This is a genomic window from Nocardioides oceani (assembly GCF_030412965.1).
GTDB classification, from domain to species: domain Bacteria; phylum Actinomycetota; class Actinomycetes; order Propionibacteriales; family Nocardioidaceae; genus Nocardioides; species Nocardioides oceani.
On record NZ_JAUHJQ010000007.1, the window covers coordinates 189,599 to 212,929 of the forward strand.

Consider the following 23,331-nt stretch of genomic DNA (forward strand, 5'->3'; position numbering starts at 1 on the left):
ACTTCTCAGGGGAGATCTGCCCCGATATGTGCAGGGGTCCCCGGTTGACCGGGGACTCCTGCAGGCCGGGCCCAGTCCCCGGACCGCCCTAGGACCGCTTCGCGGGCCGGACGGCCTTGCCGTGGGAGCCGGGCACCTCGGCGAGGTCGGCCATGAACGCGTCGGCCCAGGCGGCGACGTCGTTCTGCGTGACGGTCTTGCGCATCGCCTTCATCCGGCGGCGGGTCTCCCGGTCGTCGGCGCGGTAGGCCTCGAGCAGGGCCGACTTCATGCCGTTGATGTCGTAGGGGTTGACCAGCCACGCCTGGCGCAGCTCGTCGGCCGCGCCCGCGAACTCCGAGAGGACCAGCGCGCCGGTGTCCTCGAAGCGGCAGGCGACGTACTCCTTGGCCACGAGGTTCATGCCGTCGCGGTACGGGGTGACGACCATGACGTCGGCCGAGCGGTAGAGCGCGGCCATCTCCTCGCGCGGGTAGGAGGAGTGGAGGTAGCTGATCGCCGGGCGGCCGATCCGGCCGAGGTCGCCGTTGATCCGGCCGACGAGGCGGTCGATCTCGTCGCGGAGGATGCGGTACTGCTCGACCTGCTCGCGCGAGGGCACCGCGACCTGGACGAACACGGCGTCCTCGACGTCGAAGTGCCCGTCCTCGATGAGCTCGGCGAAGGCGCGCAGCCGGGCGTAGATGCCCTTGGTGTAGTCGAGCCGGTCGATGCCGAGGAACACCTTGCGCGGGTTGCCGAGCGCCTCGCGGATCTCGGCGGCGCGCGCGGCGACGGGCTCGGAGCGGGCCATCTCCTCGAAGCCGGCGGCGTCGATCGAGATCGGGAACGCCGCGGCGCGGACGGTGCGGCCGTCGGGGAGGTAGACCAGGTCGCGGTGGGTCTTGTGGCCGACGCGCTGGCGGACCAGGCGCACGAAGTTCTGCGCGCCGCCGGGGAGCTGGAAGCCGACCATGTCCGCGCCCAGCAGCCCCTCGAGCAGCTGGCGGCGCCACGGGAGCTGCTGGAAGAGCTCGGCCGGCGGGAACGGGATGTGCAGGTAGAAGCCGATGCGCAGGTCCGGCCGCAGCTCGCGGAGCATCTGCGGGACCAGCTGCATCTGGTAGTCGTGCACCCACACCGTCGCGCCCTCGGACGCGAGCTCGGCGGCCTTCTCGGCGAAGCGGCGGTTGACCGCGACGTAGGAGTCCCACCACTCGCGGTGGAACTCCGGCTTGGCGACGAGGTCGTGGTACAGCGGCCACAGGGTGGCGTTGGAGAAGCCCTCGTAGTGGCCCTCGATCTCCTCGGGCGTCATCGACATCGGCACCAGCTTCATGCCGTCGGCCTCGAACGGCTCGAGGTCGGCGTCGGTGCCGCCCGGCCACCCGATCCAGGTGCCGTCGTTGGCCCGCATCACCGGCTCGATCGCGGTCACCAGACCGCCCGGGGAGGTCCGCCAGCCCGGCGTCCCGTCCGCCTGCTCCACCCGGTCGACCGGCAGTCGGTTGGCCACGATCACGAGGTCGGCAGACACGGTGCTCACCCTAGGGGAGTGCCCAACCCGCACCGGCGGCACACGGAGCGTCCGGCCCGCGGCGGCGCCCGGGCGGGGCCGAAGGGGAGCCGCGGGTGTCGGGCTGGCCCCACCCCGGTCGTCGTGCTGGCAGGATCGTGCCCGCCCCTCCGCCCGACCAGGGTGGAGCCATGACCTCGACCGCCGTGATGAGCCCCAGACCGATCCCCGCCGGCGCGGTGCGCCGCACGCTGCTCGACAGCGGCTACGCCCTGTCGGCCTTCCTCGTCGCGCTCCCGGCGTTCGTGCTGACGGTCGTGCTGCTGAGCCTCGGCGCGGGCCTGCTGGTCCTGGTGTACGGCGTGCTGGTGCTCGCCCTGGCCGCGATGGTCGCCCGCGGGTTCGCCCGGTTCGAGCGGCTCCGGATGCGCTCGATGCTCGGCCGCGAGGCCCCGAGCCCGTCGTACCTCTGCCCCCGCGAGGGCGACGGCCTGCTGCGCCGCACGCTGACGCCGCTGCGTGACCCGCAGTCGTGGCTCGACCTCGTCTGGTGCGTGGTCGGCTTGGTGACCGGCACGGTGGCCTTCGCGGTCACGGTGGCCTGGTGGGCGGCGGTGCTCACCGGCGCGACGTACTGGTTCTGGCAGGTGTGGCTGCCCGACGGCGAGGACGACGGCGGGCTCGCCGAGCTGCTCGGCCTGGGGTCCGGCGCGGTCGCGGAGTCCCTGCTCAACGCCGCGCTCGGGCTGGTCGCGCTGGTGACCCTGCCGTTCGTCGTCCGCCTCGTGGCCTGGCTGCACAGCAGCCTGGCGTGGGGCCTGCTGAGCAGCCGCGCCGAGCTCCAGCAGGAGGTACGTCGCGTGGAGACCGGTCGCAGCGCCGCCCGCCGCGCGGAGGCGGAGTCCCTGCGGCGGCTCGAGCGCGACATCCACGACGGCCCGCAGCAGCGGATGGTCCGCCTCGGCATGGACCTCGGGCGCGCCCGGCGCCAGCTCGAGTCGGACCCGACCCGGGCCGCCGCGACCCTCGAGGAGGCGCTGGCCCAGGTCGGCGAGACCGTCGAGGAGCTGCGGTCGCTCTCCCGCGGCATCGCCCCGCCGCTGCTGGTCGACCGCGGGCTGCAGGTGGCGCTGGAGGACCTCGCCGCCCGCAGCGCGGTACCCGTGGCCGCCGAGATCGACGTCCCCGAGGGGCTGCCGCCGCACGTCGAGACCACGACGTACTTCGTGGTCAGCGAGGCGCTGACCAACGTCGCGAAGCACAGCGGCGCGACCTCGGCGCGGGTGCAGGTGCGCGAGGTCGGCGACGCGGTCCTGGTCCGGGTCGAGGACGACGGCACCGGCGGCGCGCACGAGGCCAAGGGGCACGGCCTCGCCGGGCTCGGCCAGCGGCTGCTCGCCGTCGACGGCACGCTCGGCCTGGAGTCGCCCGTCGGCGGCCCCACCGTGGTCTCGGCGCTCGTCCCGACGGGCCGGTGAGCGCCGGGATGCGGATCGTGGTCGCGGACGACTCGTTCCTCCTGCGCGAGGGTCTGCAGCTGCTCCTCGCCGAGGCCGGGCACGAGGTGGTGGCCTCCGTCGCGGACGGACCGTCGTTCGTCGCGGCCGCGCTCGAGCACCGGCCCGACGTCGGGATCGTCGACGTGCGGATGCCGCCCACGCACACCGACGAAGGGCTGCGGGCCGCGGTCGAGGTGCGGCGGTCCTGGCCCGACGCACGGCTGCTGGTGCTCTCGCAGTACGTCGAGGTCGCCTACGCCACCGACCTGCTGGCCGCCGGCGAGGGCGGGGTGGGCTACCTGCTCAAGGACCGGGTCGCCGACCTCGACGACTTCACCGCCGCGCTCGACACCGTCGCGCGCGGCGGCACGGCCCTCGACCCGCAGGTGGTGCGCCGGCTCATGGGCGCGCGCCGCGACCCGCTCGCGGCGCTCACCCCGCGCGAGCACGAGGTCCTCGCACTGATGGCCGAGGGCCGCTCCAACAGCGCGATCGCCGAGGCGATGGTGGTCACGCTCGGCGCGGTCGAGAAGCACACCCAGCGGATCTTCGCCAAGCTCGGTCTCGCCCCCGACGACGGCGCCGCCCACCGCCGCGTGGCCGCCGTCGTCAGCTACCTGCGCTCCGCCGGGTGAGCCGGCGGCGTCGAGGTGGGCCTCAGCCGAACGCCACCCCGACCTGCGCGCGCACCGCGTCCATCTGCCGCATGAGCGTCAGCGTCTGCTCGTGGGGCACCCACGGGCTCTCGCGCAGGCCGGCCCGCAGGCAGCGGCCGACCTCGGCGATCTCGTTGCCGTAGCCGCGCCCGACGACCGGGTCGTCCGCGACGATCTCGACCGGCTCGCGGCGCACGTCCTCGTCGTTGGTGCTGCCGTCGGCGTACGGCGTGAACGTCGCGGTGGTCGGGTGGTGGAAGTCGGGGACGTCGATCCGCCCGAGGTCGGTCGCGATCGCGGCGGCCCGCGAGGACCACGACGTCATCGAGGCGGTCATGGTGGCGAGCGCGCCGCCGGGGTAGCGGCCGCTGACGGCGACGTCGAGGTCGATGCCGCGGTCGGAGAGCGCTGCGGTGCCGGTCAGCTGCTCGGCCTCACCGAGCACGAGGTGGGCGAAGGTCAGCGGGTAGATCCCCATGTCCAGCAGGGCGCTCGCGCCGAGCGCCGGGTCGAGCATCCGGTCGTCGGGCCCGGCGTCGACGCGGAAGCCGAGCTCGGCGTGCAGGTGGCGGGGCGTGCCGAACCGCCCCGAGCGGACCTGCTCGGCCACGGCCCGGACCAGCGGGTGGCACGCGGTCCACATCGCCTCCATGAGGAACCGGTCGTGCTCGCGCGCCAGCCGGACCATCGCCTCGGCGTCGGCGGTGGTCAGCGTCAGCGGCTTCTCGCACAGGACGTGCTTGCCGGCCTCGAACGCCAGGCGCGCGTGCTCGAGGTGCAGGGCGTGCGGGCTGGCGACGTACACCACCTCGACCTCGGGGTCCGCGACGAGCTCCTCGTAGGAGCCGTGCGGACGACCGCCGTGCTCCCCGGCGAACGCCTCGGCGGCCTCGGGGCGGCGGGACCCGACCGCGACCAGCTCGGCGTCCGGCACGAGCGCGAGGTCGCGGGCGAAGGTGTGGGCGATCTTGCCGGTGGCGAGGATGCCCCAACGGGTGGGTGCGGTGGCGGGCTCGGTCACGCCGGAGAGACTCCCACAACACCCCTGGACGGACCTGGCGAGCCGAATGACACCGGTGTGGTTCGTCGCCTACAGTTGCGTCCGGACACCTATCGCCACACCAGCTCCCGGGAGACTGCGCATGGACGCCGCGAACGCCCTCGACGGCCACGAGGCCGGGGCCACGCCGACCCTGAGCGACCGCGACCGAGAGATCCTCGAGTTCGAGCGCCAGTGGTGGAAGTACGCCGGCGCGAAGGAGACCGCGGTCCGCGAGAAGTTCGACATGAGCTCGACCCGCTACTACCAGGTCCTCAACGCCCTCATCGACCGTCCCGAGGCGCTCGAGGCCGACCCGCTGCTGGTCCGCCGCCTGCGTCGCCTCCGCTCGCAGCGCCAGCGCCAGCGCTCGGCCCGCCGTCTCGGCTTCGAGGTCTGAGCGCCGTGGCCGCCCCGCGCACCGCCCGTCACCGCGACCAGCGCGGCTTCGTCTTCCCCTCGCCGGTGGTGATGCTCAGCATCATCGCCGTCGCGATGGCCGGCATCGCCTTCGTCGCCACGCGCGGCGGCGAGCCCACCGAGCGGGAGATCACGACGATCTCGGCGAAGGAGACGCCGACGGCCGCGCCGACCACCACCGCGGCCGAGCCGACGAAGAAGCCGAAGCCGGCCAAGCCGCCGGTGCAGCGCTCCGAGGTGTACGTCGAGGTCTACAACAACTCCGGCATCACCGGTCTCGCCGGCACCGTCTCCGACCAGGCCGGCCAGGCAGGCTGGCAGGTCGTGGGCTCCGACAACTGGGTGGGCACCATCCCGGCCTCCACCGTCTACTTCCCGCCGCGCCTCGAGCGTGCCGCGAAGCTGCTCGCCCTCGACCTGGGCGTCGACCGCACGATGCCGGCCGTCGACCCCATGCGGCTCGACCGGCTGACCGTCATCCTCACCGGCCCGCTGGACTGACCCGCAGCGCCGCCCCTGCGGCGCTGCTCCGTGAGCGGCGCCACGTGCGGGCGTCGCCCGCGTCTGGGAACCTGGGGGACATGGAGTTCACCTCGCCCGAGGGGGAGCGCCGGTACGCCGCGCTGGTGCGCGCCGCGGACCGGGCCGTCGTCGGCCTCGACTTCGACGGCACCCTCTCGCCGATCGTCGACGACCCCACCCAGGCGCACATCCACCCGGACGCACCCGAGGTGCTGGTCGACCTCGCCGAGGTCGTGGCCGCCGTCGCGGTCGTCACCGGCCGCCCGGCCCGGCAGGCCCTCGACCTCGGGGGCCTCGAGGAGGTCGGCAACGCGATCGGTGACGCCGGCAAGGAGCTGTACCTCTTCGGCCAGTACGGCAACGAGCGCTGGTCCTCCACCCGCCGCCGCATCGTCTCCCCGCGGCCGCCCCACGGGCTCGCGACGTTCCTCCGCGACCTCCCGCGGGCGCTGCGCGGGGCCGGCGCGGCCGACGCCTGGGTCGAGCACAAGGGTCTGGCGCACGCCGTCCACACCCGCCGGCTGCCCGACCCCGAGGGTGCCTTCGAGCGCCTCCTGCCCGTGCTGCGCGACCTCGCCGGCCGCAACGGCCTGGTGCTCGAGCCCGGCCGCAACGTGATCGAGGTCCGGGCGCCCGGCATGGACAAGGGCAAGGCGGTCGACGCGCTCGTGGCCGAGGTCGGGGCCGGTGCGTTCCTCTTCGCCGGTGACGACCTGGGCGACCTCGAGGCCTTCGACGCCGTCGCCGCCCTCGGCAAGGACGGCCTGCCGACCCTGCTGGTCTGCTCGGCCTCCGACGAGGTCAGCGCCCTCGTCGAGCGCGCCGACGTCGTCGTCCACGGCCCCGAGGGCGTCCTCGAGCTGCTGCGTCGCCTCGCCGCCGACGCCCGCGCCGCCCGCTGACCCGTCTCCGCCGAGTCGTCACCTGGGGCCGGTCGAGTCGGCCCCGTGGCGGTCCACCGGGCGAGCGAGGAGTCCACATCGCGGGACCCGGTTTCACGGAGTGGGATGCGGCGACGTAGTCTTCACGACAGCTCATCCAGAGGGACAGAGGGAACGGCCCTGTGAAGTCCCGGCAACCGCCAACGCGCCTCCGCCCCCGGTACTCCCGGGTCGGTCGTCGGTAACGGTGCCAATTCCGCCCGGCACGACCGTCGTGACCCGGGGAAGATGAGAAGGAGGTCGGTCATGAGCGCTGCCGTTGTCGAGAAGTCCCGGATCCGCGAGGGCGCGTTCGGGAACGCCCGGGCCCTCGTCTGCCGCGAGTGCGGCAACGAGGTCGAGCTGGGCCCGCACTACGCGTGCAGCGAGTGCTTCGGGCCGCTGGAGGTCGCCTACGACTTCCCTCAGGTCACCCGCGAGGAGATCGAGGCCGGCCCGCGCAACATCTGGCGCTACAAGGCGCTGCTGCCGGTCCCGACCGACATCGAGACCAGCCCCAACACCGAGCCGGGCTTCACCCGCCTGCTCGAGGCCAGGAACCTCGCCGCCGAGCTGGGCCTGACCAAGCTGTGGGTCAAGGACGACTCCACCAACCCGACCAACTCCTTCAAGGACCGGGTCGTCGCCTGCGCGCTGAGCGCGGCGCGGGAGTTCCACAGCAAGGTCTTCGCCTGTCCGAGCACCGGCAACCTCGCCAACGCGGTCGCCGCGGCGGGCGCCCGCGCCGGCATCAAGACCGTCGTGTTCATCCCGAGCAACCTCGAGCAGCCCAAGCAGGTCAACTCCGCGGTCTTCACCGACTCCCTGGTCGCCGTCGAGGGCAACTACGACGACGTCAACAAGCTCGCCTCGGAGATCGCCGGCGAGGAGGAGGGCTGGGCGTTCGTCAACGTCAACGTCCGCCCCTTCTACGCCGAGGGCTCCAAGACGCTGGGCTACGAAATCGCCGAGCAGCTCGGCTGGCGGCTGCCCGACCAGATCGTGATCCCCGTCGCGAGCGGCTCGCAGCTGACCAAGGTGCACAAGGCCTTCCAGGAGCTGATCACGCTCGGCCTGGTCGAGGACAAGCCCTACAAGGTGTACGGCGCGCAGGCGGCCGGCTGCTCGCCGGTCTCGGTGGCCTACAAGGCCGGCGTCGACGCGATCCGCCCGGTCAAGCCCGACACCATCGCCAAGAGCCTCGCGATCGGCAACCCCGCCGACGGCATCTACGTCCTCGACGTGTGCCGGCAGACCGGCGGCGCGGTCGAGGACATCACCGACGACGAGGTCCGCGAGGCGATCGTGCTGCTGGCCCGCACCGAGGGCATCTTCACCGAGACCGCCGGCGGCACCACGGTCGGCGTGCTGAAGAAGCTCGTCGAGTCCGGCCAGCTCGACCCCGAGCTCGAGACCGTGGTCATCAACACCGGCCACGGCCTCAAGACCCTCGACGCGGTCTCCGGCGCGGTCGGCCCCGCCGCGACCATCGCCCCGTCGTACGCCGCCTTCGCCGCCACCGGCCTGGCCTGACCCGCCCGAGAACCCAGGAGCCCTGAGTTGAGCGTCTCCGTCCGCATCCCCACCATCCTGCGCACCTACACCGGCGGCGAGTCCGAGGTGACCGCCTCCGGCGGCACGCTGGCCGAGGTCCTCGACGACCTCGACGCCAGCTACGCCGGGATCAAGGGCCGGATCCTCGACGACAACGGCGCGCTGCGCCGGTTCGTCAACGTGTACGTCGGCAACGACGACGTCCGCTTCCTCGACGACCTGGCCACGCCCACGCCCGACGGCACCCAGGTCTCGGTCATCCCGGCGGTCGCGGGCGGCTGAGCCGACACGCCCACGACCCGGGCGGGCCGCGGACCCCGCACCGGTTCGTCGCCTAGGGTCGGCGCCGTGACCAACCCGGCGGCCGACCTCTACCTCGACCTGATGGCCAAGATGCTGACCCGCTACGGGTTCGAGGGACGCAACGTGACGGTGAAGCTGCCGTCGCGCTCCTACGAGTCCTACCTGTGGGACCTCGTCCGCAGGGCGATGAAGGGCCGCGACGTCCGCATGGTCGAGGCGGGCGAGTTCGACGCCGGCCGGCGCGAGGAGGGCCGTGACTGGCCCGCCGACGCCGAGACGATGATCGGGATGAAGCGGCTGGCCAACGTCCGGGCCTGCGTCGAGAGCGTCCTGGCCGACGGCGTACCCGGTGACCTCATCGAGACCGGCGCGTGGCGCGGCGGCTCCTGCATCTACATGCGCGCGGTGCTCAAGGCGCACGGCGACACCCAGCGGTCGGTGTGGGTCGCGGACTCCTTCGAGGGCCTGCCCGCGCCCGACGGCCGGTTCGAGGCCGACGCCGGCGACCAGCACCACACGCGCGACGAGCTGGCGATCTCGGTCGACCAGGTCAAGGAGAACTTCCGCCGCTACGACCTCCTCGACGGCCAGGTCCGCTTCCTGAAGGGCTGGTTCAGCGACACGCTCCCGACGGCGCCGATCGAGCGGCTGGCGGTGCTGCGCCTCGACGGCGACATGTACTCCTCGACGATGGACGCCCTCGACGCGCTCTACGACAAGGTCTCGCCGGGCGGGTACGTCATCGTCGACGACTACGGCGCGGTGCCGGCCTGCGCCCAGGCGATCCACGACTTCCGTGACGCACGCGGCATCACCGACCCGATCGAGACGATCGACTGGGCCGGCGTGTTCTGGAGGAAGTCGTGAGCGGCCAGGACCAGCAGCCCGCCGCCGAGAACGCCGCCGACGCCGGCCTGCGCCGTCTCGAGACCGAGCTGAAGGCGGCCCGGCGGTTCGGGGCCAAGGCCACCAAGCAGATGCACGCGGCGGTCGCCGCCGACCTCGAGCGCGCCGAGCGACGGGCCCGCCGGGCCGAGCGCCGCGCGGCCGAGGCCGAGGCGCGGGCGACCGCGGCCGAGCGCCGAGCGCGCCGGCTCCAGCGCGAGCTGGCCGAGGTGCGCGCGAGCACCACCTGGCGCGCCGGCCGTGCGGTCGTCGCCGTGCCGGCGCGGCTCAAGCGCCTCACCGGCCGGTGACGCGCGTCCTCCTCGCGACGTTCGGGCTGCTCCCCGACGGCGAGGCCGGTGGCGACCTGCTCGTCGCGGCGCTGGGGGAGCGCGGGGTCGACGCGCAGTGGGCCGTCTGGGACGACCCCGAGGTCGACTGGGCGGCGGCGGACCTGGTGGTGGTGCGCTCGACGTGGGACTACCAGCGGCGGTACGCCGAGTTCCTCGGCTGGGTGTGCGCGGTCGAGGCCGGCACCCGGCTGCTGCCGGGCTCCCGGGTGGTCGGGTGGAACGCGGACAAGGCCTACCTGCTCGAGCTCGCCGAGGACGTGCCGGTCGTCCCGACCGCGCTGCTCGAGGACCGCGGGCTGGTCGCCGGGCTGGCTGCCGCGCTGGACCGGTGGGGCACCGTGGTCGTGAAGCCCCGGACCGGTGCCGGAGGGGTCGGGGTGGTCGTGGCGGAGTCCACCGACGACCCGCGGCTCGAGGGGCTCGTCGCCGGGCCGTGGGTGGTGCAGCCGCTGGTCGAGTCGGTGCGCACCGTCGGGGAGTCGTCGATGTGGGTGCTCGGCGGCGAGGTGGTCGTGCAGGTCGACAAGCGGCCGTCCGGCGGGGAGGTCCGCGTGCACGAGCTGTACGGCGGCAGCTCGGTCGCCGTCGCCGTCGACCCGGCCCGCGCGGAGGTCGCCCGGGCGGCCGTGGCCGCGGCCGCCCGCCGACTGGGCGCGCCGCCGGCGTACGCCCGGGTCGACCTGGTGCTTCTCGACGACGGCTGGGCGGTCGGCGAGCTGGAGCTGATCGAGCCGGGGCTCTACCTCGACCTCGCCCCGGACCTGGCCGGGCCGTTCGCGGACCTCGTCGTCTCCGTCCTCCGGGGCTCCTGACTCTTCTTGCACTCGCCTGGGGCGAGTGCTAAACATGGACTTGGCACTCTCGCCATGAGAGTGACAACCGGATCGGTGCCAGCTGAGGTCCGTTCGCGCCGGCGAGAAAGGGTTCGCCGGGTCCGCAGGACCGTCCGTCGCGGGCAGCCCATCGAGCCGGGTCCGCAACTTCCAGCGTGAGGAACCGCAGGAACATGCCCAAGCTGATTGCATTCAACGAGGAGGCCCGGCGCGGCCTCGAGCGTGGCATGAACACGCTCGCCGACGCCGTCAAGGTCACGCTCGGCCCCAAGGGTCGCAACGTCGTCCTCGAGAAGAAGTGGGGCGCCCCCACGATCACCAACGACGGTGTGAGCATCGCCAAGGAGATCGAGCTCGAGGACCCCTACGAGAAGATCGGCGCCGAGCTGGTCAAGGAGGTCGCGAAGAAGACCGACGACGTCGCCGGTGACGGCACGACGACGGCGACCGTCCTGGCCCAGGCGATGGTCCGCGAGGGTCTGCGCAACGTCGCGGCCGGCGCGAACCCGATGGGTCTCAAGCGCGGCATCGAGGCGGCCGTCGAGGCCGTGTCCGAGCAGCTCCACAGCATGGCCAAGGAGGTCGAGACCCGCGAGCAGATCGCGGCCACGGCCACCATCTCCGCCGGTGGCGACACCACCGTCGGCGACGCCATCGCCGAGGCGATGGACAAGGTCGGCAAGGAGGGCGTGATCACGGTCGAGGAGTCGAACACCTTCGGCATCGACCTCGAGCTCACCGAGGGCATGCGCTTCGACAAGGGCTACATCTCGGCGTACTTCGTGACCGACCCCGAGCGGATGGAGACGGTCCTCGAGGACCCCTACATCCTCATCGCGAACCAGAAGATCTCGAACGTCAAGGACCTGCTGCCGATCCTCGAGAAGGTCATGCAGTCGGGCAAGCCGCTCGTCATCCTCGCCGAGGACGTCGACGGCGAGGCGCTGTCGACCCTGGTCGTCAACAAGATCCGCGGCACCTTCAAGTCCGTCGCCGTCAAGGCCCCGGGCTTCGGCGACCGCCGCAAGGCCATGCTGCAGGACATCGCGATCCTCACCGGCGGCCAGGTCATCTCCGAGGAGGTCGGCCTCAAGCTCGACACCACCGGGATCGAGCTGCTCGGCCAGGCCCGCAAGGTCGTCATCACCAAGGACGAGACCACCATCGTCGAGGGCTCGGGCGACGCCGACCAGATCGCCGGTCGCGTCAACCAGATCCGTGCCGAGATCGAGAAGTCGGACTCCGACTACGACCGCGAGAAGCTGCAGGAGCGCCTGGCCAAGCTGGCCGGCGGTGTCGCGGTGATCAAGGTCGGCGCGGCCACCGAGGTCGAGCTCAAGGAGCGCAAGCACCGCATCGAGGACGCCGTCCGCAACGCGAAGGCGGCCGTCGAGGAGGGCATCGTCGCCGGCGGTGGCGTGGCGCTCGTCCAGGCCTCGGCCACGGCGTTCGACAAGCTCGACCTGACCGGTGACGAGGCCACGGGCGTCAACATCGTCCGCGTCGCCACCTCGGCCCCGCTCAAGCAGATCGCGATCAACGCCGGCCTCGAGGGCGGCGTCGTGGCGGAGAAGGTCGCCAACCTGCCCGCCGGCCAGGGCCTCAACGCCGCGAACGGCGAGTACGTCGACATGATCGCCGAGGGCATCATCGACCCGGCCAAGGTCACCCGGTCGGCGCTGCAGAACGCGGCGTCCATCGCGGCCCTGTTCCTCACCACCGAGGCCGTCGTCGCCGACAAGCCGGAGAAGGCCGCCCCCATGGGTGGCGACCCGACCGGCGGCATGGGCGGCATGGACTTCTGATCGACTGATCAGGAGCACCAGCTCCCGCGTCACCCCGCACCACCAGCAGGGCCCCCGTTCCGGCGGGGGCCCTGCTGTCGTCCTCGGGCCGTGCGAGGGTGGAACCGTGGCGGGCGACGAGCAGGACCGGAGGGCGCGGTTCGAGGCGCTGGCGGCGGGGCTGGTCGAGCCGCTGCGGCGCTACCTGGCGCGACGTACCGACCCCGCCACGGCCGACGACGTCCTCTCCGAGACCCTCCTCGTCTGCTGGCGCCGGCTCGAGGAGGTGCCCGAGGAGCCGCTGCCGTGGGCGTACGCCGTGGCACGCCACGCCCTCGCGAACGCCGAGCGCAGCGCCCGCCGGCAGCGTCGGGTCGCCGGCAGGGTGGCCGCCCTCGACCCGCCCGCCGCGGTCACCGCCGACGAGCCGGAGGTCGACGTGCCCCTCGACGAGGCGCTCGCCGCCCTGCGCGCCGAGGACGCCGAGCTGCTGCGGCTGTGGGCCTGGGAGCAGCTGGGCCCCTCGGAGATCGCGGCCGTGCTCGGGCTGACCCCCAACGCGGTCAGCATCCGGCTGCACCGCGCCCGCGGGAGGCTCCGCGAGGAGCTGCGAAAGATCGGGTCGCCTGCCGGACATGAGGGGTCGAGAGGGAGGAGCAGGTCATGAGCGAGCCGTTCGACGGGCAGCTCGACGACGACCCGCGGCTGCGCGAGCGGCTGCGTGCCGTGGACCCGGCCGCCTCCCTCGCCCCCGCCGACCCCGACCGGGTGGCCCGACTCCTGGAGGCGACGATGAGCAGCACCGACCACGAGACCGAGACCGAGACCGAGACCAGCGGCCGCACCCCCCGCCGCGCCCCGTTCGCCTGGATCGCCGCGGCCGCGGCGGTGCTCGTCCTGGGCGGCGTGGCCGTCGCGGTGACGACCACCGGCGACGGTGACGGCGAGCGGACCCCGACCGCCGGCGGGGGCGGGACCGACGCCCCCGCGGTGCTCACCCTGGCCGCGCCGGCCGCGCAGGAGGCTCGTTGCATGGTCCCGACCGCCGACGTCCTGGCCGGGCAGGAGGTGGCCTTCCTCGGCACGGTCGAGGAGGTCGCCGACGACACGGTCGTGCTGGCGGTCGACGAGCAGTACGCCGGCACCGAGGCCGACGAGGTCCGGGTCGAGTCCCCGGCCGAGCAGATGCAGCTGCTCGTGGGCGCGGTCGACTTCCGCGACGGCGAGCAGTACCTCGTCTCGGCCACCGACGGCCGGGTGACGGTCTGCGGCTTCAGCGGCCCGGCGACTGGCGAGCTGCAGACGCTCTACGCCGAGGCGTTCGGCGGCTGAGCGTGCTCCACGGGATCGTGCTCGCGGCCGGCGCGGGCCGCCGGATGGGCACCCCCAAGGCGCTCGTCGACGACTGGCTGGCCCGCGCCGTGCACGTGCTGCGCGCGGGCGGTTGCGACCGGGTGACGGCCGTCCTCGGCGCCCGCGCCGACGACGCGCTCGCCCTGCTGCCGCCTCGCACGGCGTACGTCGTGGCGCAGGACTGGGCGGACGGCATGTCGGCCTCGCTCCGGGCCGGGCTCGCCGCGGCCGACCCGGCCGCGGAGGCGGTGGTGGTGACCCTGGTCGACCTGCCGGACCTGGTGCCGGAGGTGGTGGCGCGGGTCGGCCGGCACGCCGCAGCGGGGTCGCTGGCCCGCGCGGCGTACGCCGGCGTGCCCGGCCACCCGGTGCTGCTCGGGCGCGACCACTGGGCCGGGGTGCTGGCCGAGACCGGCGGCGACCGCGGGGCCAAGGGCTACCTCGCGAGCCACGAGGTGGTGCTCGTGGAGTGCGGCGACCTGGCGACCGGCCAGGACGTCGACGCCCGGTGAGCATCCGCCTCCAGCCGCTGACCCGCGCGCGGGTCGCCTCGCTCGGCGATGCCGGCGCGGCGTGGGTCGCGGACCTGCCGCGCGTGCTGGACGGGTTGGCCGAGCGATGGGGGCTCACCTGGGGCCGCCCGCTGCCCGGCGGCAGCGCGTCGTACGTCGTCGGCGCGACGACCGCGGCCGGTGAGCCGCGCGTGGTGAAGGTGCCCGTGCCCGACCCCGACCCGGCCGACGAGCCGCGGACGCTCGGCGCGGCCGCGGGCCGGGGGTACGTCCTGCTCCACGACCACGACCCGGCCAGCCGCGCGCTGCTGCTCGAGGCGCTGGGCCCGTCGCTGGAGCGGCTCGCGTGGGAGCCCGAGCGCACGCTGGCCGTCCTCGCCGACACGCTCCGCGAGGCCTGGCACGTCCCGCTGGCCGCCGCCCCGGAGGTGCTCCCCGGTGAGGACAAGGCCAGCACGCTCGCGCGGCTCGTGGTCGAGCTCGACGACCGGCTCGGCCGGCCGCTGGCGCCGCGGGTGCGCGCCCATGCGCTCGACTGCGCCGGGCGGCGGGCCGCCGCGCACGACCCGGACCGCTGCGTGGTGGTGCACGGCGACCCGCACCCGGCCAACGTGCTGCGCCTGCGGCAGGGCAGGACCGGCGGCCCGGCCGGCTTCGTGCTCGTGGACCCCGACGGCTTCCGGGCCGACCCGGCCTACGACCTCGGCGTCACCCTGCGGGAGTGGACGGGCCGGCTGCGCGGCCCCGACGCGCCGCAGGTGCTCGGCCGGTACGCCGACCTGCTGGCCGACCGCACCGGGCTGGACCGCACCGCGATCTGGGAGTGGGGCTTCCTCGAGCGGGTCTCGACCGGGCTCCACGTCACGTCGTTCGGTGCGGCGACGGTCGGCCGGACGTTCATCGAGAGCGCGGAGCGGCTCGTCTGATCCGCACCGGCCCGCGGGCGGTGGGCAGGTCGACGACCTCGCCGCGCTGGGTCACCTCGACCTCGCCGGCCTCGACGAGCCGCTGAGCCGCCTGTCGCGCCGGCTCCATCAGGTCGCGCCACCCGTCGGCGGTCCCGACCGCGCGGGCGGCGTCGGAGGGGCAGATCGTCTTCCCCTCGTCGCGCTGCGCGAGCAGGTCGAGGATCGACCGCTCGAGCCGGGCACCCATGTCGTCCACGTCCACCAGTGAACCAGCCGCGTGGATCGGCTCCTGGGGCGGCGGCGGTGGACCAACCGGCGCCCAACAACCGGGGCCGTAGCCTCGGGGCATGACAGCCGGGACGACGGACGCGCTGGAGCCCGGTGACGTCGCCCGCCGGCTCGGCGCGACCGGCTACCTCTGCGACCCCGAGCTCGCGACCGTCACGTTCCTGGCCCTCCGGATGGGCCGGCCCCTGCTGCTCGAGGGCGAGCCGGGCACCGGCAAGACCGCGCTGGCCGAGGCGGTCGCCGAGGCGCTCGGGCTGCCGCTGGTGCGGCTGCAGTGCTACGAGGGCATCGACGCGACGCAGGCGCTCTACGACTGGGACTTCCCGCGCCAGGTGCTGCACCTGCGGGCGCTCGAGGCGGCCGGCGGGACGGCCGCCGGGGTCGGCGGTGTGGCGGAGGCCGAGAAGAGCCTGTACGACGAGCGGTTCCTGCTCGCGCGCCCGGTCCTGGCGGCGCTGCAGCAGAGCCCGGCGGTGCTCCTGGTCGACGAGGTGGACCGCGCCGACGACGAGTTCGAGGCGTTCCTGCTCGAGGTGCTGTCGACGTACCAGGTGACGATCCCCGAGCTCGGCACCGTGCGCGCCGCGACCCCGCCGGTCGTGGTGCTGACCTCCAACCGCACCCGCGAGCTGCACGACGCGCTCAAGCGGCGCTGCCTCTACCACTGGATCGACCACCCGGCGCTGGAGCGGGAGGTGGCGATCGTGCGGTCGCGGGCGCCAGAGGTCTCGGAGGCGCTGACCCGGCAGGTCGTCGAGCTCGTGCAGCGGCTGCGCGCCGACACCGGCCTGGTCAAGCCGCCCGGTGTCGCGGAGACCCTCGACTGGGCCCGCGCGCTGCACCACCTCGGCGCCACCGAGCTGGACCTCGCGACGGCGGCCGCGAGCCTGGGCGCGCTGGTGAAGTACCGCGAGGACGGCGAGCGTGTGCGCGCCGCGCTGGACCGGGTGCTCGCCCCGTGACGACCGCGAGGACCGGGACGGCCGGGACGGCGGCCGTCCACGACGCCGACGAGGTGCTGCTCGGGTTCACCCGCGCGCTGCGGGCGGCCGGGGTCGCGGTCACCCAGGACCGCGCCCAGCAGTACCTCGCGGCCGTCGCGCTGCTCGGCCCCGCCGAGGACGGCACCCGCGCCGCCGGCCGCGCCACGCTCTGCGCCGGCCCGGACGACCTGGCGCGGCACGACCAGGTCTTCGCGGCGTGGTTCGACCACCGCACCGGCCTGCCGCGCCCGCGGCCCGCGGCGCCGACCACGACGACGTACGCCGCCCTCCCGCTGAGCGACGCCGCGGGCGCCGGCGAGGGTCCCGAGGACGACGCCGACGTGGTCCGCGCGATGGCCAGCGACACCGAGGTGCTGCGTCACCGTGACGTGGCCGCGCTCTCGCCGGCCGAGCGGGCGCGGCTCACCGCGCTGTTCGCGACCGTGCGCCCGCGTGCGCCGCACCGGCGCAGCGCCCGGCAGCGGTCGTGGCACCGCGGCGACGTCGACGCCGCCCGCACCCTGCGCGCGAGCCTGCGCCGGATGGGGGAGCCGGCCGAGGTCGTCCACCGCCGGCGGGCGACCCGGCCGCGGAGGGTCGTGCTGCTGGTCGACGTGTCCGGCTCGATGAGCGGGTACGCCGACGCGCTGCTGCGGCTGGCGCACCGGTTCACCCAGGCCGCGCCGGGCTCGGTGGAGACCTTCACCCTGGGCACCCGGCTCACCCACCTGACCCGTGCGCTGCGCGTGCGCGACCCCGAGCGGGCGCTCGTCGCCGCCGGCGAGACCGTGCCGGACTGGTCGGGCGGCACGCGGCTGGGGGAGAACCTGCAGTCGTTCCTCATCCGCTGGGGCCGCCGCGGCATGGCCCGCGGCGCGGTCGTGGTCGTCTTCAGCGACGGGTGGGAGCGCGGCGACACCGCGCTGCTGGCCGAGCAGGCCGAGCGCCTCTCCCGCGTCGCGCACCGCCTGGTCTGGGTCAACCCGCACCGGGGGAAGGCCGGCTACGAGCCGGTGCAGCAAGGGGTCGTCGCGGTGCTGCCGCACGTCGACGACTTCGTCGCCGGGCACTCGCTGGCGACGTACGCCGAGGTCGTGGAGGTGGTCGCCCGTGCGTGAGGTCCTGCCGGAGCTGATGGCGTGGTGGGAGGCCGGCGAGGAGGTCGGGGTCGGCACGGTCGTCGCGACCTTCCGCTCGGCCCCGCGCCCGCCGGGCGCCTCCATGCTGGTCGGCCCGGACGGCACGGCGGTCGGCTCGGTCTCCGGCGGCTGCGTCGAGGGCGCGGTCTACGACCTGGCGCAGTCGGTCGTCGGGTCCGGCGAGCCGGTGCTCGAGCGGTACGGCGTCTCCGACGACGACGCCTTCGCGGTCGGGCTGACCTGCGGCGGGATCCTCGACGTGTACGTCGAGAAGGTGTCGCGGGCGACGTTCCCCGAGCTGGCCGAGGTCGCCGCCGACCTCGAGGCGGGCCGGCCCGTGGCGGTCGCGACCGTCATCGAGCACCCCGACGCCGGCCGGCTCGGCCGGCGCGTGCTGCTGCGGCCGGACGGGCCGGCGAGCGGCTCGCTGGGGTCCGCGCGAGCCGACGACGCGGTTCGTGACGACGCTCTCGGGCTGCTCGCGGCGGGGACCAGCGGGGTGCTGACGTACGGGCCGGACGGCGAGCGGCGCGGCGAGGGGATGCGGGTCTTCGTGTGGGCGTTCGCGCCGAAGCCGCGGATGCTCGTCTTCGGGGCGATCGACTTCGCGGCGGCGGTGGCGCGGGTGGGGGCGTTCCTCGGCTACCACGTGACGGTGTGCGACGCGCGGCCGGTCTTCGCGACGGCGACGCGGTTCCCCGACGCCGACGAGGTCGTCGTGGACTGGCCGCACCGGTACCTGCGGGCCGAGCAGCAGGCCGGCCGCGTCGACGGCCGGACGGTGGTCACGGTGCTCACCCACGACCCGAAGTTCGACGTGCCGCTGCTCGAGGTCGCGCTGCGGCTGCCGGAGGTCGCCTACATCGGGGCGATGGGCTCCCGGCGGACCCACGACGACCGGCTCGAGCGGCTGCGGGAGGCCGGGGTGACCGAGGCGGAGCTGGGCCGGCTGCGCAGCCCGATCGGCCTCGACCTCGGCGCGCGGACGCCCGAGGAGACCGCGGTCAGCATCGCCGCGGAGATCATCGCCGGGCGGTGGGGCGGGTCGGGTGAGCCGCTCGCGCGCACCGAGGGGCGGATCCACCGGTGAGGAGGCTCGTCGCGCTCGTCGCGGTGGCCGCGCTGTCGGTGCCACTCGCCGCGTGCAGCGACGAGCCGGTGCACGACCCCGCGGGTGGCCCGACCGAGACCACCCCGCCCGCGACGCCGGTGCCCTCCCCGACCGAGCCGTCGTCGAGCGCACCGTCGTCGAGCGCACCGTCGTCGGGCGGCACGAGCGCCGACCCGCAGGCGCTTCCGCCGGTCCGGCACCGGGTCTCCCTGCCGGCGCTGATGCGCGAGGACGTCGAGGGCGGCCGGCTGCGGCGGACCGCGACCCTGGCGGCGACCGACCGCTGGCGCAGCTGGGCGGTGACGTACACCGTCGACGGCGCGACCGTCTCCGGTGAGCTGCTCGTGCCGCGCGGCCGCGGACCGTTCCCGGCGGTCGTGCTCAACCACGGGTACATCGACCCTGCGATCTACACCCTCGGCCGCGGGCTGTCGCGCGAGCAGGAGTGGCTGGCGGCGGCCGGCTTCGTGGTCCTGCACACCGACTACCGCGGCCACGCCGGCTCCGACCCGGTCGGCGACGTCGACCGCGAGAGCCGGCTGGCCTACACCCGCGACGCGATCGGCGCGGTGCGGGCGCTCGAGCGCGAGCCGTACGTCGACGGCGACCGGCTCGCGATGCTCGGCCGCTCGATGGGCGGCGGCGTCACGCTCAACGCGCTGGTCGCCGAGCCGGGACTGGTCGACGCGGCGGTGGTCTTCGCGTCGGTGAGCTCGCGGTTCGTCGACAACATCCGGCAGTTCACCGAGCCGAACCGGCCCGAGGAGCTCGCGGCCTACTACGACCGGTTCGGGACCCCACGGGAGAACCCGCGCTTCTACCGCGACCTGTCGTCCCGCACGTACTTCGACCGCGTCACCGAGCCGGTGCTGGTCCTGCACGGGACCGCCGACGACACCTGCCCGATCGCCTGGTCGCGGGAGACGCACCGGCTGCTGCGCGAGGCCGGAGCAGACGCGGAGCTGGAGGTCTACGAGGGGGAGGGACACGCCTTCGGGCCGCGCTTCGGTGACTCGATGCGGCGGACCGTGGAGTTCCTGAGAGTTCAGCTGAGCGTGTGACCCCGGTCACCTGTTCGGTGCTACGGTCCCGCGCATGACGGTGGGGGAGCTCGAGGACCGCCGACGCGAGGCGGTCCGTGCCTGGACGTCGTTCGTCGAGCACGGCGACGCCCCCGGTGCCGTGCGCCCGGAGATCCTGAGCAGCTGGAGCCGCTCCACCGCGGTCGGCACGGACGTGACCGAGGCGCCGCTGGCCGACGAGGGCGAGACCGCCGGCCGCTGGCGCGACTCCCCGCTGCAGGTCGCCGTCGAGCGCGTCGAGGCCGAGCTGCGGCGTACCGCCGAGGACGGCGACCTCGTCGTCGCCGTCACCGACCCCGACACCCGCATCCTGTGGACGTACGGCGGGCGCGTGATGCGCCGCAAGGCCGAGTCGGTGAACTTCGTGCCCGGCGGCCGGTGGGACGACCGCTCCGTCGGCACCAACGCGCTCGACCTGGCCAACCGGCTGGGGACGCCGTCGATGGTCTTCAGCGCCGAGCACTACGCGCCGATCGTGCACAACTGGGTCTGCTGGGCGGCGCCGGTGCACGACCCGGTCACCGGCGCGCAGCTCGGCGTCATCGACCTCTCCACGACCTGGGAGCGCACGCACCCGATCGGGCTGGCCACCGCGCGGGTGATGGCGCGGCTGATCGAGACCGCGATGCCGCGCTCGCGCATGCACGGCGCCCTGGAGGAGACGCGCGACCCCGGGCTCGTGATGACGCTGCTCGGCACCGCCGAGACCCGTCTCGACGGGCAGCGGCTGCTGCTCAACCGCCGGCAGACCGAGGTCCTGGCCCTACTGGCGATGCACCCCGAGGGGCTCTCGCTCGAGCAGCTGCACGCACTGGTCTACGGCGACCAGGCGGTCACCTTCTCCACGCTCAAGGCGGAGGTCTCCCACCTGCGCGCGGCGCTCGGTGGCCAGCTCTCCTCGCGTCCCTACCGGCTGCTCATGCCGGTCGCCACCGACGTCGAGCACGTCCTCGCGCTGCTGCGCCGCGGCGAGGTGGCGGCCGCGGTCGACGCCTACCGCGGCGACCTGCTGCCCGGCACGAACAGCCCCGCGCTCCACGACCTGGCCGAGTACGTCGCCGTCGCGCTGCGCGAGGCGCTCCTCGCCGACCCGCAGCCCGATGCGGTCGTGCGGTACAGCGAGCTGGCGCCGTACGACGCCGACGTGCTCGAGACCTGCCTGGCCCGCCTCGACGGCACGGCCCACCCCGCGGTGCCGCTGCTCAAGGGCCGCCTGGCCGTCGCCCGCTCCTGACTCGGCCGCTAGCGTCGTCCGGGTGACGCTGCGCCCTCGCCTGCTCCCGCTCGCCCCCATCACCGTCGGCGCTGCCGCCGTCGGCGCCGTCCTCGGCCGTGCGCGGGCGGTCCGCGAGGTGCCGAGGACCATGCGCACGCCGATGCTGTGGGCGCCCGTCGCGATCGCGAACCCCACCCTCCTGCGTGTCGCCCGGCGCGTGTACGGCGCCGCGACCCAGCCGGTCGACGGCGTCGCGGTCGGCGTGCACGAGCTGCCCGAGGGCGGGTCGGTGCGGGTGCACGTGCCCACCAGCGGCCGGCCCGAGCCGAGCGGCGCGCTGGTGTGGATCCACGGCGGAGGCACGATCATGGGCACCGCCGCCCAGGACGACCGGCTGTGCAGCGAGCTGGCCCGCGACGTCGGCGTCGTCGTCGTGAGCGTCGAGTACCGCCTCGCCCCCGAGCACCCCTTCCCCGCCCCGCTCGACGACTGCGCCGCCGCGCTGGCCTGGCTGCACGAGCACGCCGTGGAGCTCGGCGTGGACCCGGAGCGGATCGCCGTCGGCGGGGCGAGCGCCGGTGGGCTGCTGGCGGCGTCGCTGGCGCAGCGCGCGACCGACGAGGGCCTGCCGGTCGCCTTCCAGCTCCTCGTCTACCCGATGCTCGACGACCGCACCGTGCTGTGCACCGAGCACGGCGGCCGCGGCCGCTTCCTGTGGACGCCGGCGTCGAACCGGTTCGCCTGGACCTCCTTCCTCGGCCGCCCGCCCGCCGAGGACGGCACCGGGCTCCCGGCGTACGCCGTGCCCGCTCGCCGCGTCGACCTCGCCGACCTGCCGCCCGCGTGGATCGGCGTCGGCGACCTGGACCTGTTCCACGACGAGGACCTTGAGTACGCCGCCCGCCTCCGCGCCGCCGGCGTCGCCTGCGACGTCCACGTCGAGCCCGGGATGTACCACGCCGCCGACGTCGACCACGCCGACTCCGCACCCGGCACGGCCCGCTTCCGCGCCTCCGCCCGCGCCGCCCTGCGCCGGGCGGTCGGCACGCCCTGACTGAGACCGGCACTTCCTGGCCGAGCAATTAGCCCGCCGACCGGCCGACCCTCTGCTGGTCGAGCAGCGAGCCTTGGCGAGCGTGGTCGAGACCCGGTGGGGTGCGAGGGGCCTGACTTGCTGGTCGAGCAGCGAGCCTTGGCGAGCGTCGTCGAGACCCGGTGAGGTGCGGGGGGCCTGACTTGCTGGTCGAGCAGGGAGCCTTGGCGAGCGTCGTCGAGACCCGGTGAGGCGGGCAGGGCCTGACTTGCTGGTCGAGCAGGGAGCCTTGGCGAGCGTCGTCGAGACCCGGTGAGGCGGGCAGGGCCTGACTTGCTGGTCGAGCAGGGAGCCTTGGCGAGCGTCGTCGAGACCCGGTGAGGTGCGGGGGGCCTGACTTGCTGGTCGAGCAGGGAGCCTTGGCGAGCGTCGTCGAGACCCGGTGAGGCGGGCAGGGCCTGATTCGCTGGTCGAGCAGGGAGCCTTGGCGAGCGTCGTCGAGACCCGGTGAGGTGCGAGGGGCCTGATTCGCTGGTCGAGCAGGGAGCCTTGGCGAGCGTCGTCGCGACCCGGTGAGGTGCGCAGGTCCTCGGGGGTGGTCGTCGGGCCGTCGGGCGGTGCGGTGCAAGGAGGGTTTGAGAAAGGCGTGGTTGCGCGCCGCTGTGGTCGAGGTGCTTGGTCGCGGTTGCTGTTCGGGTTGCGGGCAGGCGGGGGTCGACCGCTGTGGTGGCGGTGGTCGAAGGACGTCTGTGAGAAGACCGGGCTCCAGCTGGTTGAGGAGGGCGCGCTGGCGCGCGTCTCGAAACCGGCCAGCGGTCTATGTCCGCATGTGGAAGGCGACCTTGCCGCCGGGCAGGTGGGTGGTCTCGTAGGCGGGGTCGTGGATGCGTGCGTGGTGGCGGGGGCAGAGGTTGCGGGCGTTGCCGAAGTCGGTCGTGCCGCCGTGTGACCAGGGCTGGTCGTGGTGGGCGTGGCAGAGGTGGGCCGGCCAGTCGCACCCGTCGGCGGTGCAGGTCGGCTGAGTCACGTTGAGCCCGCGGCGTTGCGCACCGGAGAACAGTCGGGACCGTCGGCCGAGGTCGAGCAGCTCGGAGTTCGAGCCAAGCACAGCGGGGACGAGTCCGGCTTCGCACGCCAGCCGGCGGGCGGTGGCGGCGGAGATGACTCCACCGTCGTCGAGCACGCCGGGCGCGAGGCCGCCCAGGAGGGAGTCGAGGTCCATGGTGACCACGACGGTGGCGTTGAGTCCGCCGAGCTGCGGCAGCTTGTCGGCCGGGAGGCGCTCGAGCAGCTCGCAGAGGGCGTCGCCCATCCGTTCCGGCGAGGGGCGCCGTTCGACCTCGGGCTCTTCGGCTGCGTCCTTGGTGGCGGCTTGGTGCTTCGGGGCGGCGAAGGCGAGCAGCATCTTGTGCAGCATCGCGCCGTGCAGCTCGGGGATGGAGA

25 protein-coding genes and 1 riboswitch are annotated in these 23,331 nt (G+C 74.4%); of the genes, 21 read left to right on the forward strand and 4 right to left on the reverse strand.

All coding sequences use genetic code 11. From position 1 onward, the window contains the following. Positions 1–88: 88 nt before the first annotated feature. Positions 89–1,525, reverse strand: a complete 1,437-nt coding sequence (locus QWY28_RS16800) for an alpha,alpha-trehalose-phosphate synthase (UDP-forming) (RefSeq protein WP_300953718.1) — start codon at positions 1,523–1,525, stop codon at positions 89–91. A gap of 161 nt (positions 1,526–1,686) precedes the next feature. Here QWY28_RS16800 and QWY28_RS16805 point away from each other — a divergent pair, with 161 nt between their 5' ends. After that, entirely contained in the window at positions 1,687–2,973 is a 1,287-nt protein-coding gene (locus QWY28_RS16805; protein ID WP_300953719.1) for a sensor histidine kinase, read from the forward strand. After that, positions 2,970–3,629, forward strand: coding sequence for a response regulator (locus QWY28_RS16810; protein ID WP_439117264.1), 660 nt, complete (start codon positions 2,970–2,972; stop codon positions 3,627–3,629). The genes QWY28_RS16805 and QWY28_RS16810 overlap by 4 nt, the downstream gene beginning before the upstream one ends. 22 nt (positions 3,630–3,651) lie before the next feature. Here the strand turns inward: QWY28_RS16810 and QWY28_RS16815 are convergent, their stop codons facing one another. Continuing rightward, the gene (locus tag QWY28_RS16815) at positions 3,652–4,671 is read right to left on the reverse strand and encodes a Gfo/Idh/MocA family protein (RefSeq protein ID WP_300953720.1); all 1,020 of its coding nucleotides are present in this window, start codon (positions 4,669–4,671) and stop codon (positions 3,652–3,654) included. Between the two features lie 121 nt (positions 4,672–4,792). Between QWY28_RS16815 and QWY28_RS16820 the strand changes: the two genes are divergently transcribed. From QWY28_RS16820 to QWY28_RS16880, 13 genes are all read left to right on the forward strand, one after another. Then, complete coding sequence (locus QWY28_RS16820; protein ID WP_166192651.1) at positions 4,793–5,089, forward strand: DUF3263 domain-containing protein; 297 nt, start codon at positions 4,793–4,795, stop codon at positions 5,087–5,089. 5 nt (positions 5,090–5,094) lie between these two features. Beyond that, entirely contained in the window at positions 5,095–5,610 is a 516-nt protein-coding gene (locus QWY28_RS16825; RefSeq protein ID WP_300953721.1) for a LytR C-terminal domain-containing protein, read from the forward strand. A gap of 80 nt (positions 5,611–5,690) precedes the next feature. Continuing rightward, on the forward strand, positions 5,691–6,533 hold the full coding sequence (gene otsB / locus QWY28_RS16830) for a trehalose-phosphatase (RefSeq protein WP_300953722.1): 843 nt from the start codon (positions 5,691–5,693) through the stop codon (positions 6,531–6,533). Positions 6,534–6,662: 129 nt separating this feature from the next. Further along, a riboswitch (SAM riboswitch) is annotated at positions 6,663–6,807 on the forward strand. Positions 6,808–6,818: 11 nt separating this feature from the next. Next, complete coding sequence (thrC, locus tag QWY28_RS16835; protein WP_300953723.1) at positions 6,819–8,084, forward strand: threonine synthase; 1,266 nt, start codon at positions 6,819–6,821, stop codon at positions 8,082–8,084. A 27-nt stretch (positions 8,085–8,111) separates the two neighbouring features. Then, on the forward strand, positions 8,112–8,387 hold the full coding sequence (locus QWY28_RS16840; RefSeq protein WP_300953724.1) for a MoaD/ThiS family protein: 276 nt from the start codon (positions 8,112–8,114) through the stop codon (positions 8,385–8,387). Positions 8,388–8,453: 66 nt separating this feature from the next. Next, positions 8,454–9,275, forward strand: coding sequence for a TylF/MycF family methyltransferase (locus tag QWY28_RS16845; RefSeq protein ID WP_300953725.1), 822 nt, complete (start codon positions 8,454–8,456; stop codon positions 9,273–9,275). After that, positions 9,272–9,604, forward strand: a complete 333-nt coding sequence (locus QWY28_RS16850) for a hypothetical protein (RefSeq protein ID WP_300953726.1) — start codon at positions 9,272–9,274, stop codon at positions 9,602–9,604. Before QWY28_RS16845 ends, QWY28_RS16850 begins: the two co-directional genes overlap by 4 nt. After that, the gene (locus QWY28_RS16855) at positions 9,601–10,458 is read left to right on the forward strand and encodes an ATP-grasp domain-containing protein (RefSeq protein WP_300953727.1); all 858 of its coding nucleotides are present in this window, start codon (positions 9,601–9,603) and stop codon (positions 10,456–10,458) included. Before QWY28_RS16850 ends, QWY28_RS16855 begins: the two co-directional genes overlap by 4 nt. A gap of 194 nt (positions 10,459–10,652) precedes the next feature. After that, entirely contained in the window at positions 10,653–12,284 is a 1,632-nt protein-coding gene (gene groL / locus QWY28_RS16860; protein ID WP_300953728.1) for a chaperonin GroEL, read from the forward strand. Positions 12,285–12,390: 106 nt separating this feature from the next. Then, on the forward strand, positions 12,391–12,930 hold the full coding sequence (locus tag QWY28_RS16865; protein WP_300953729.1) for an RNA polymerase sigma factor: 540 nt from the start codon (positions 12,391–12,393) through the stop codon (positions 12,928–12,930). Then, the gene (locus QWY28_RS16870) at positions 12,927–13,595 is read left to right on the forward strand and encodes a hypothetical protein (protein ID WP_300953730.1); all 669 of its coding nucleotides are present in this window, start codon (positions 12,927–12,929) and stop codon (positions 13,593–13,595) included. Before QWY28_RS16865 ends, QWY28_RS16870 begins: the two co-directional genes overlap by 4 nt. 2 nt (positions 13,596–13,597) lie before the next feature. After that, positions 13,598–14,128 (forward strand): nucleotidyltransferase family protein, encoded by a 531-nt coding sequence (locus QWY28_RS16875; RefSeq protein ID WP_300953732.1) that lies wholly within the window; start codon positions 13,598–13,600, stop codon positions 14,126–14,128. Then, positions 14,125–15,054 carry an aminoglycoside phosphotransferase family protein gene (locus tag QWY28_RS16880; RefSeq protein WP_300953733.1) on the forward strand — a complete coding sequence of 310 codons (930 nt, stop codon included), beginning with the start codon at positions 14,125–14,127 and terminating at the stop codon, positions 15,052–15,054. Before QWY28_RS16875 ends, QWY28_RS16880 begins: the two co-directional genes overlap by 4 nt. On the opposite strand, the gene QWY28_RS16885 is transcribed toward QWY28_RS16880, so the two are convergent. Next, complete coding sequence (locus tag QWY28_RS16885; RefSeq protein WP_300953746.1) at positions 15,026–15,283, reverse strand: DUF3253 domain-containing protein; 258 nt, start codon at positions 15,281–15,283, stop codon at positions 15,026–15,028. The genes QWY28_RS16880 and QWY28_RS16885 overlap by 29 nt on opposite strands. A gap of 100 nt (positions 15,284–15,383) precedes the next feature. Here QWY28_RS16885 and QWY28_RS16890 point away from each other — a divergent pair, with 100 nt between their 5' ends. From QWY28_RS16890 to QWY28_RS16915, 6 genes are read left to right on the forward strand one after another with little or no spacing between them, the layout of a single operon-like run. After that, positions 15,384–16,286 carry an AAA family ATPase gene (locus QWY28_RS16890; RefSeq protein WP_300953734.1) on the forward strand — a complete coding sequence of 301 codons (903 nt, stop codon included), beginning with the start codon at positions 15,384–15,386 and terminating at the stop codon, positions 16,284–16,286. After that, the gene (locus QWY28_RS16895; protein WP_300953735.1) at positions 16,283–17,425 is read left to right on the forward strand and encodes a vWA domain-containing protein; all 1,143 of its coding nucleotides are present in this window, start codon (positions 16,283–16,285) and stop codon (positions 17,423–17,425) included. Before QWY28_RS16890 ends, QWY28_RS16895 begins: the two co-directional genes overlap by 4 nt. Beyond that, positions 17,418–18,536: an XdhC family protein gene (locus QWY28_RS16900; RefSeq protein ID WP_300953736.1), complete on the forward strand. Its 1,119-nt coding sequence runs from the start codon at positions 17,418–17,420 to the stop codon at positions 18,534–18,536. Before QWY28_RS16895 ends, QWY28_RS16900 begins: the two co-directional genes overlap by 8 nt. Further along, complete coding sequence (locus QWY28_RS16905) at positions 18,533–19,618, forward strand: alpha/beta hydrolase family protein (protein WP_300953737.1); 1,086 nt, start codon at positions 18,533–18,535, stop codon at positions 19,616–19,618. Before QWY28_RS16900 ends, QWY28_RS16905 begins: the two co-directional genes overlap by 4 nt. Positions 19,619–19,652: 34 nt before the next feature. Further along, positions 19,653–20,873 (forward strand): sigma-54-dependent transcriptional regulator family protein, encoded by a 1,221-nt coding sequence (locus QWY28_RS16910; RefSeq protein ID WP_300953738.1) that lies wholly within the window; start codon positions 19,653–19,655, stop codon positions 20,871–20,873. Between the two features lie 22 nt (positions 20,874–20,895). Next, positions 20,896–21,909 (forward strand): alpha/beta hydrolase, encoded by a 1,014-nt coding sequence (locus tag QWY28_RS16915; RefSeq protein ID WP_300953739.1) that lies wholly within the window; start codon positions 20,896–20,898, stop codon positions 21,907–21,909. 796 nt (positions 21,910–22,705) lie between these two features. Here the strand turns inward: QWY28_RS16915 and QWY28_RS16920 are convergent. Then, a partial coding sequence (locus QWY28_RS16920) for an HNH endonuclease signature motif containing protein (protein WP_300953740.1) occupies positions 22,706–23,331 on the reverse strand: 626 nt, incomplete at its 5' end.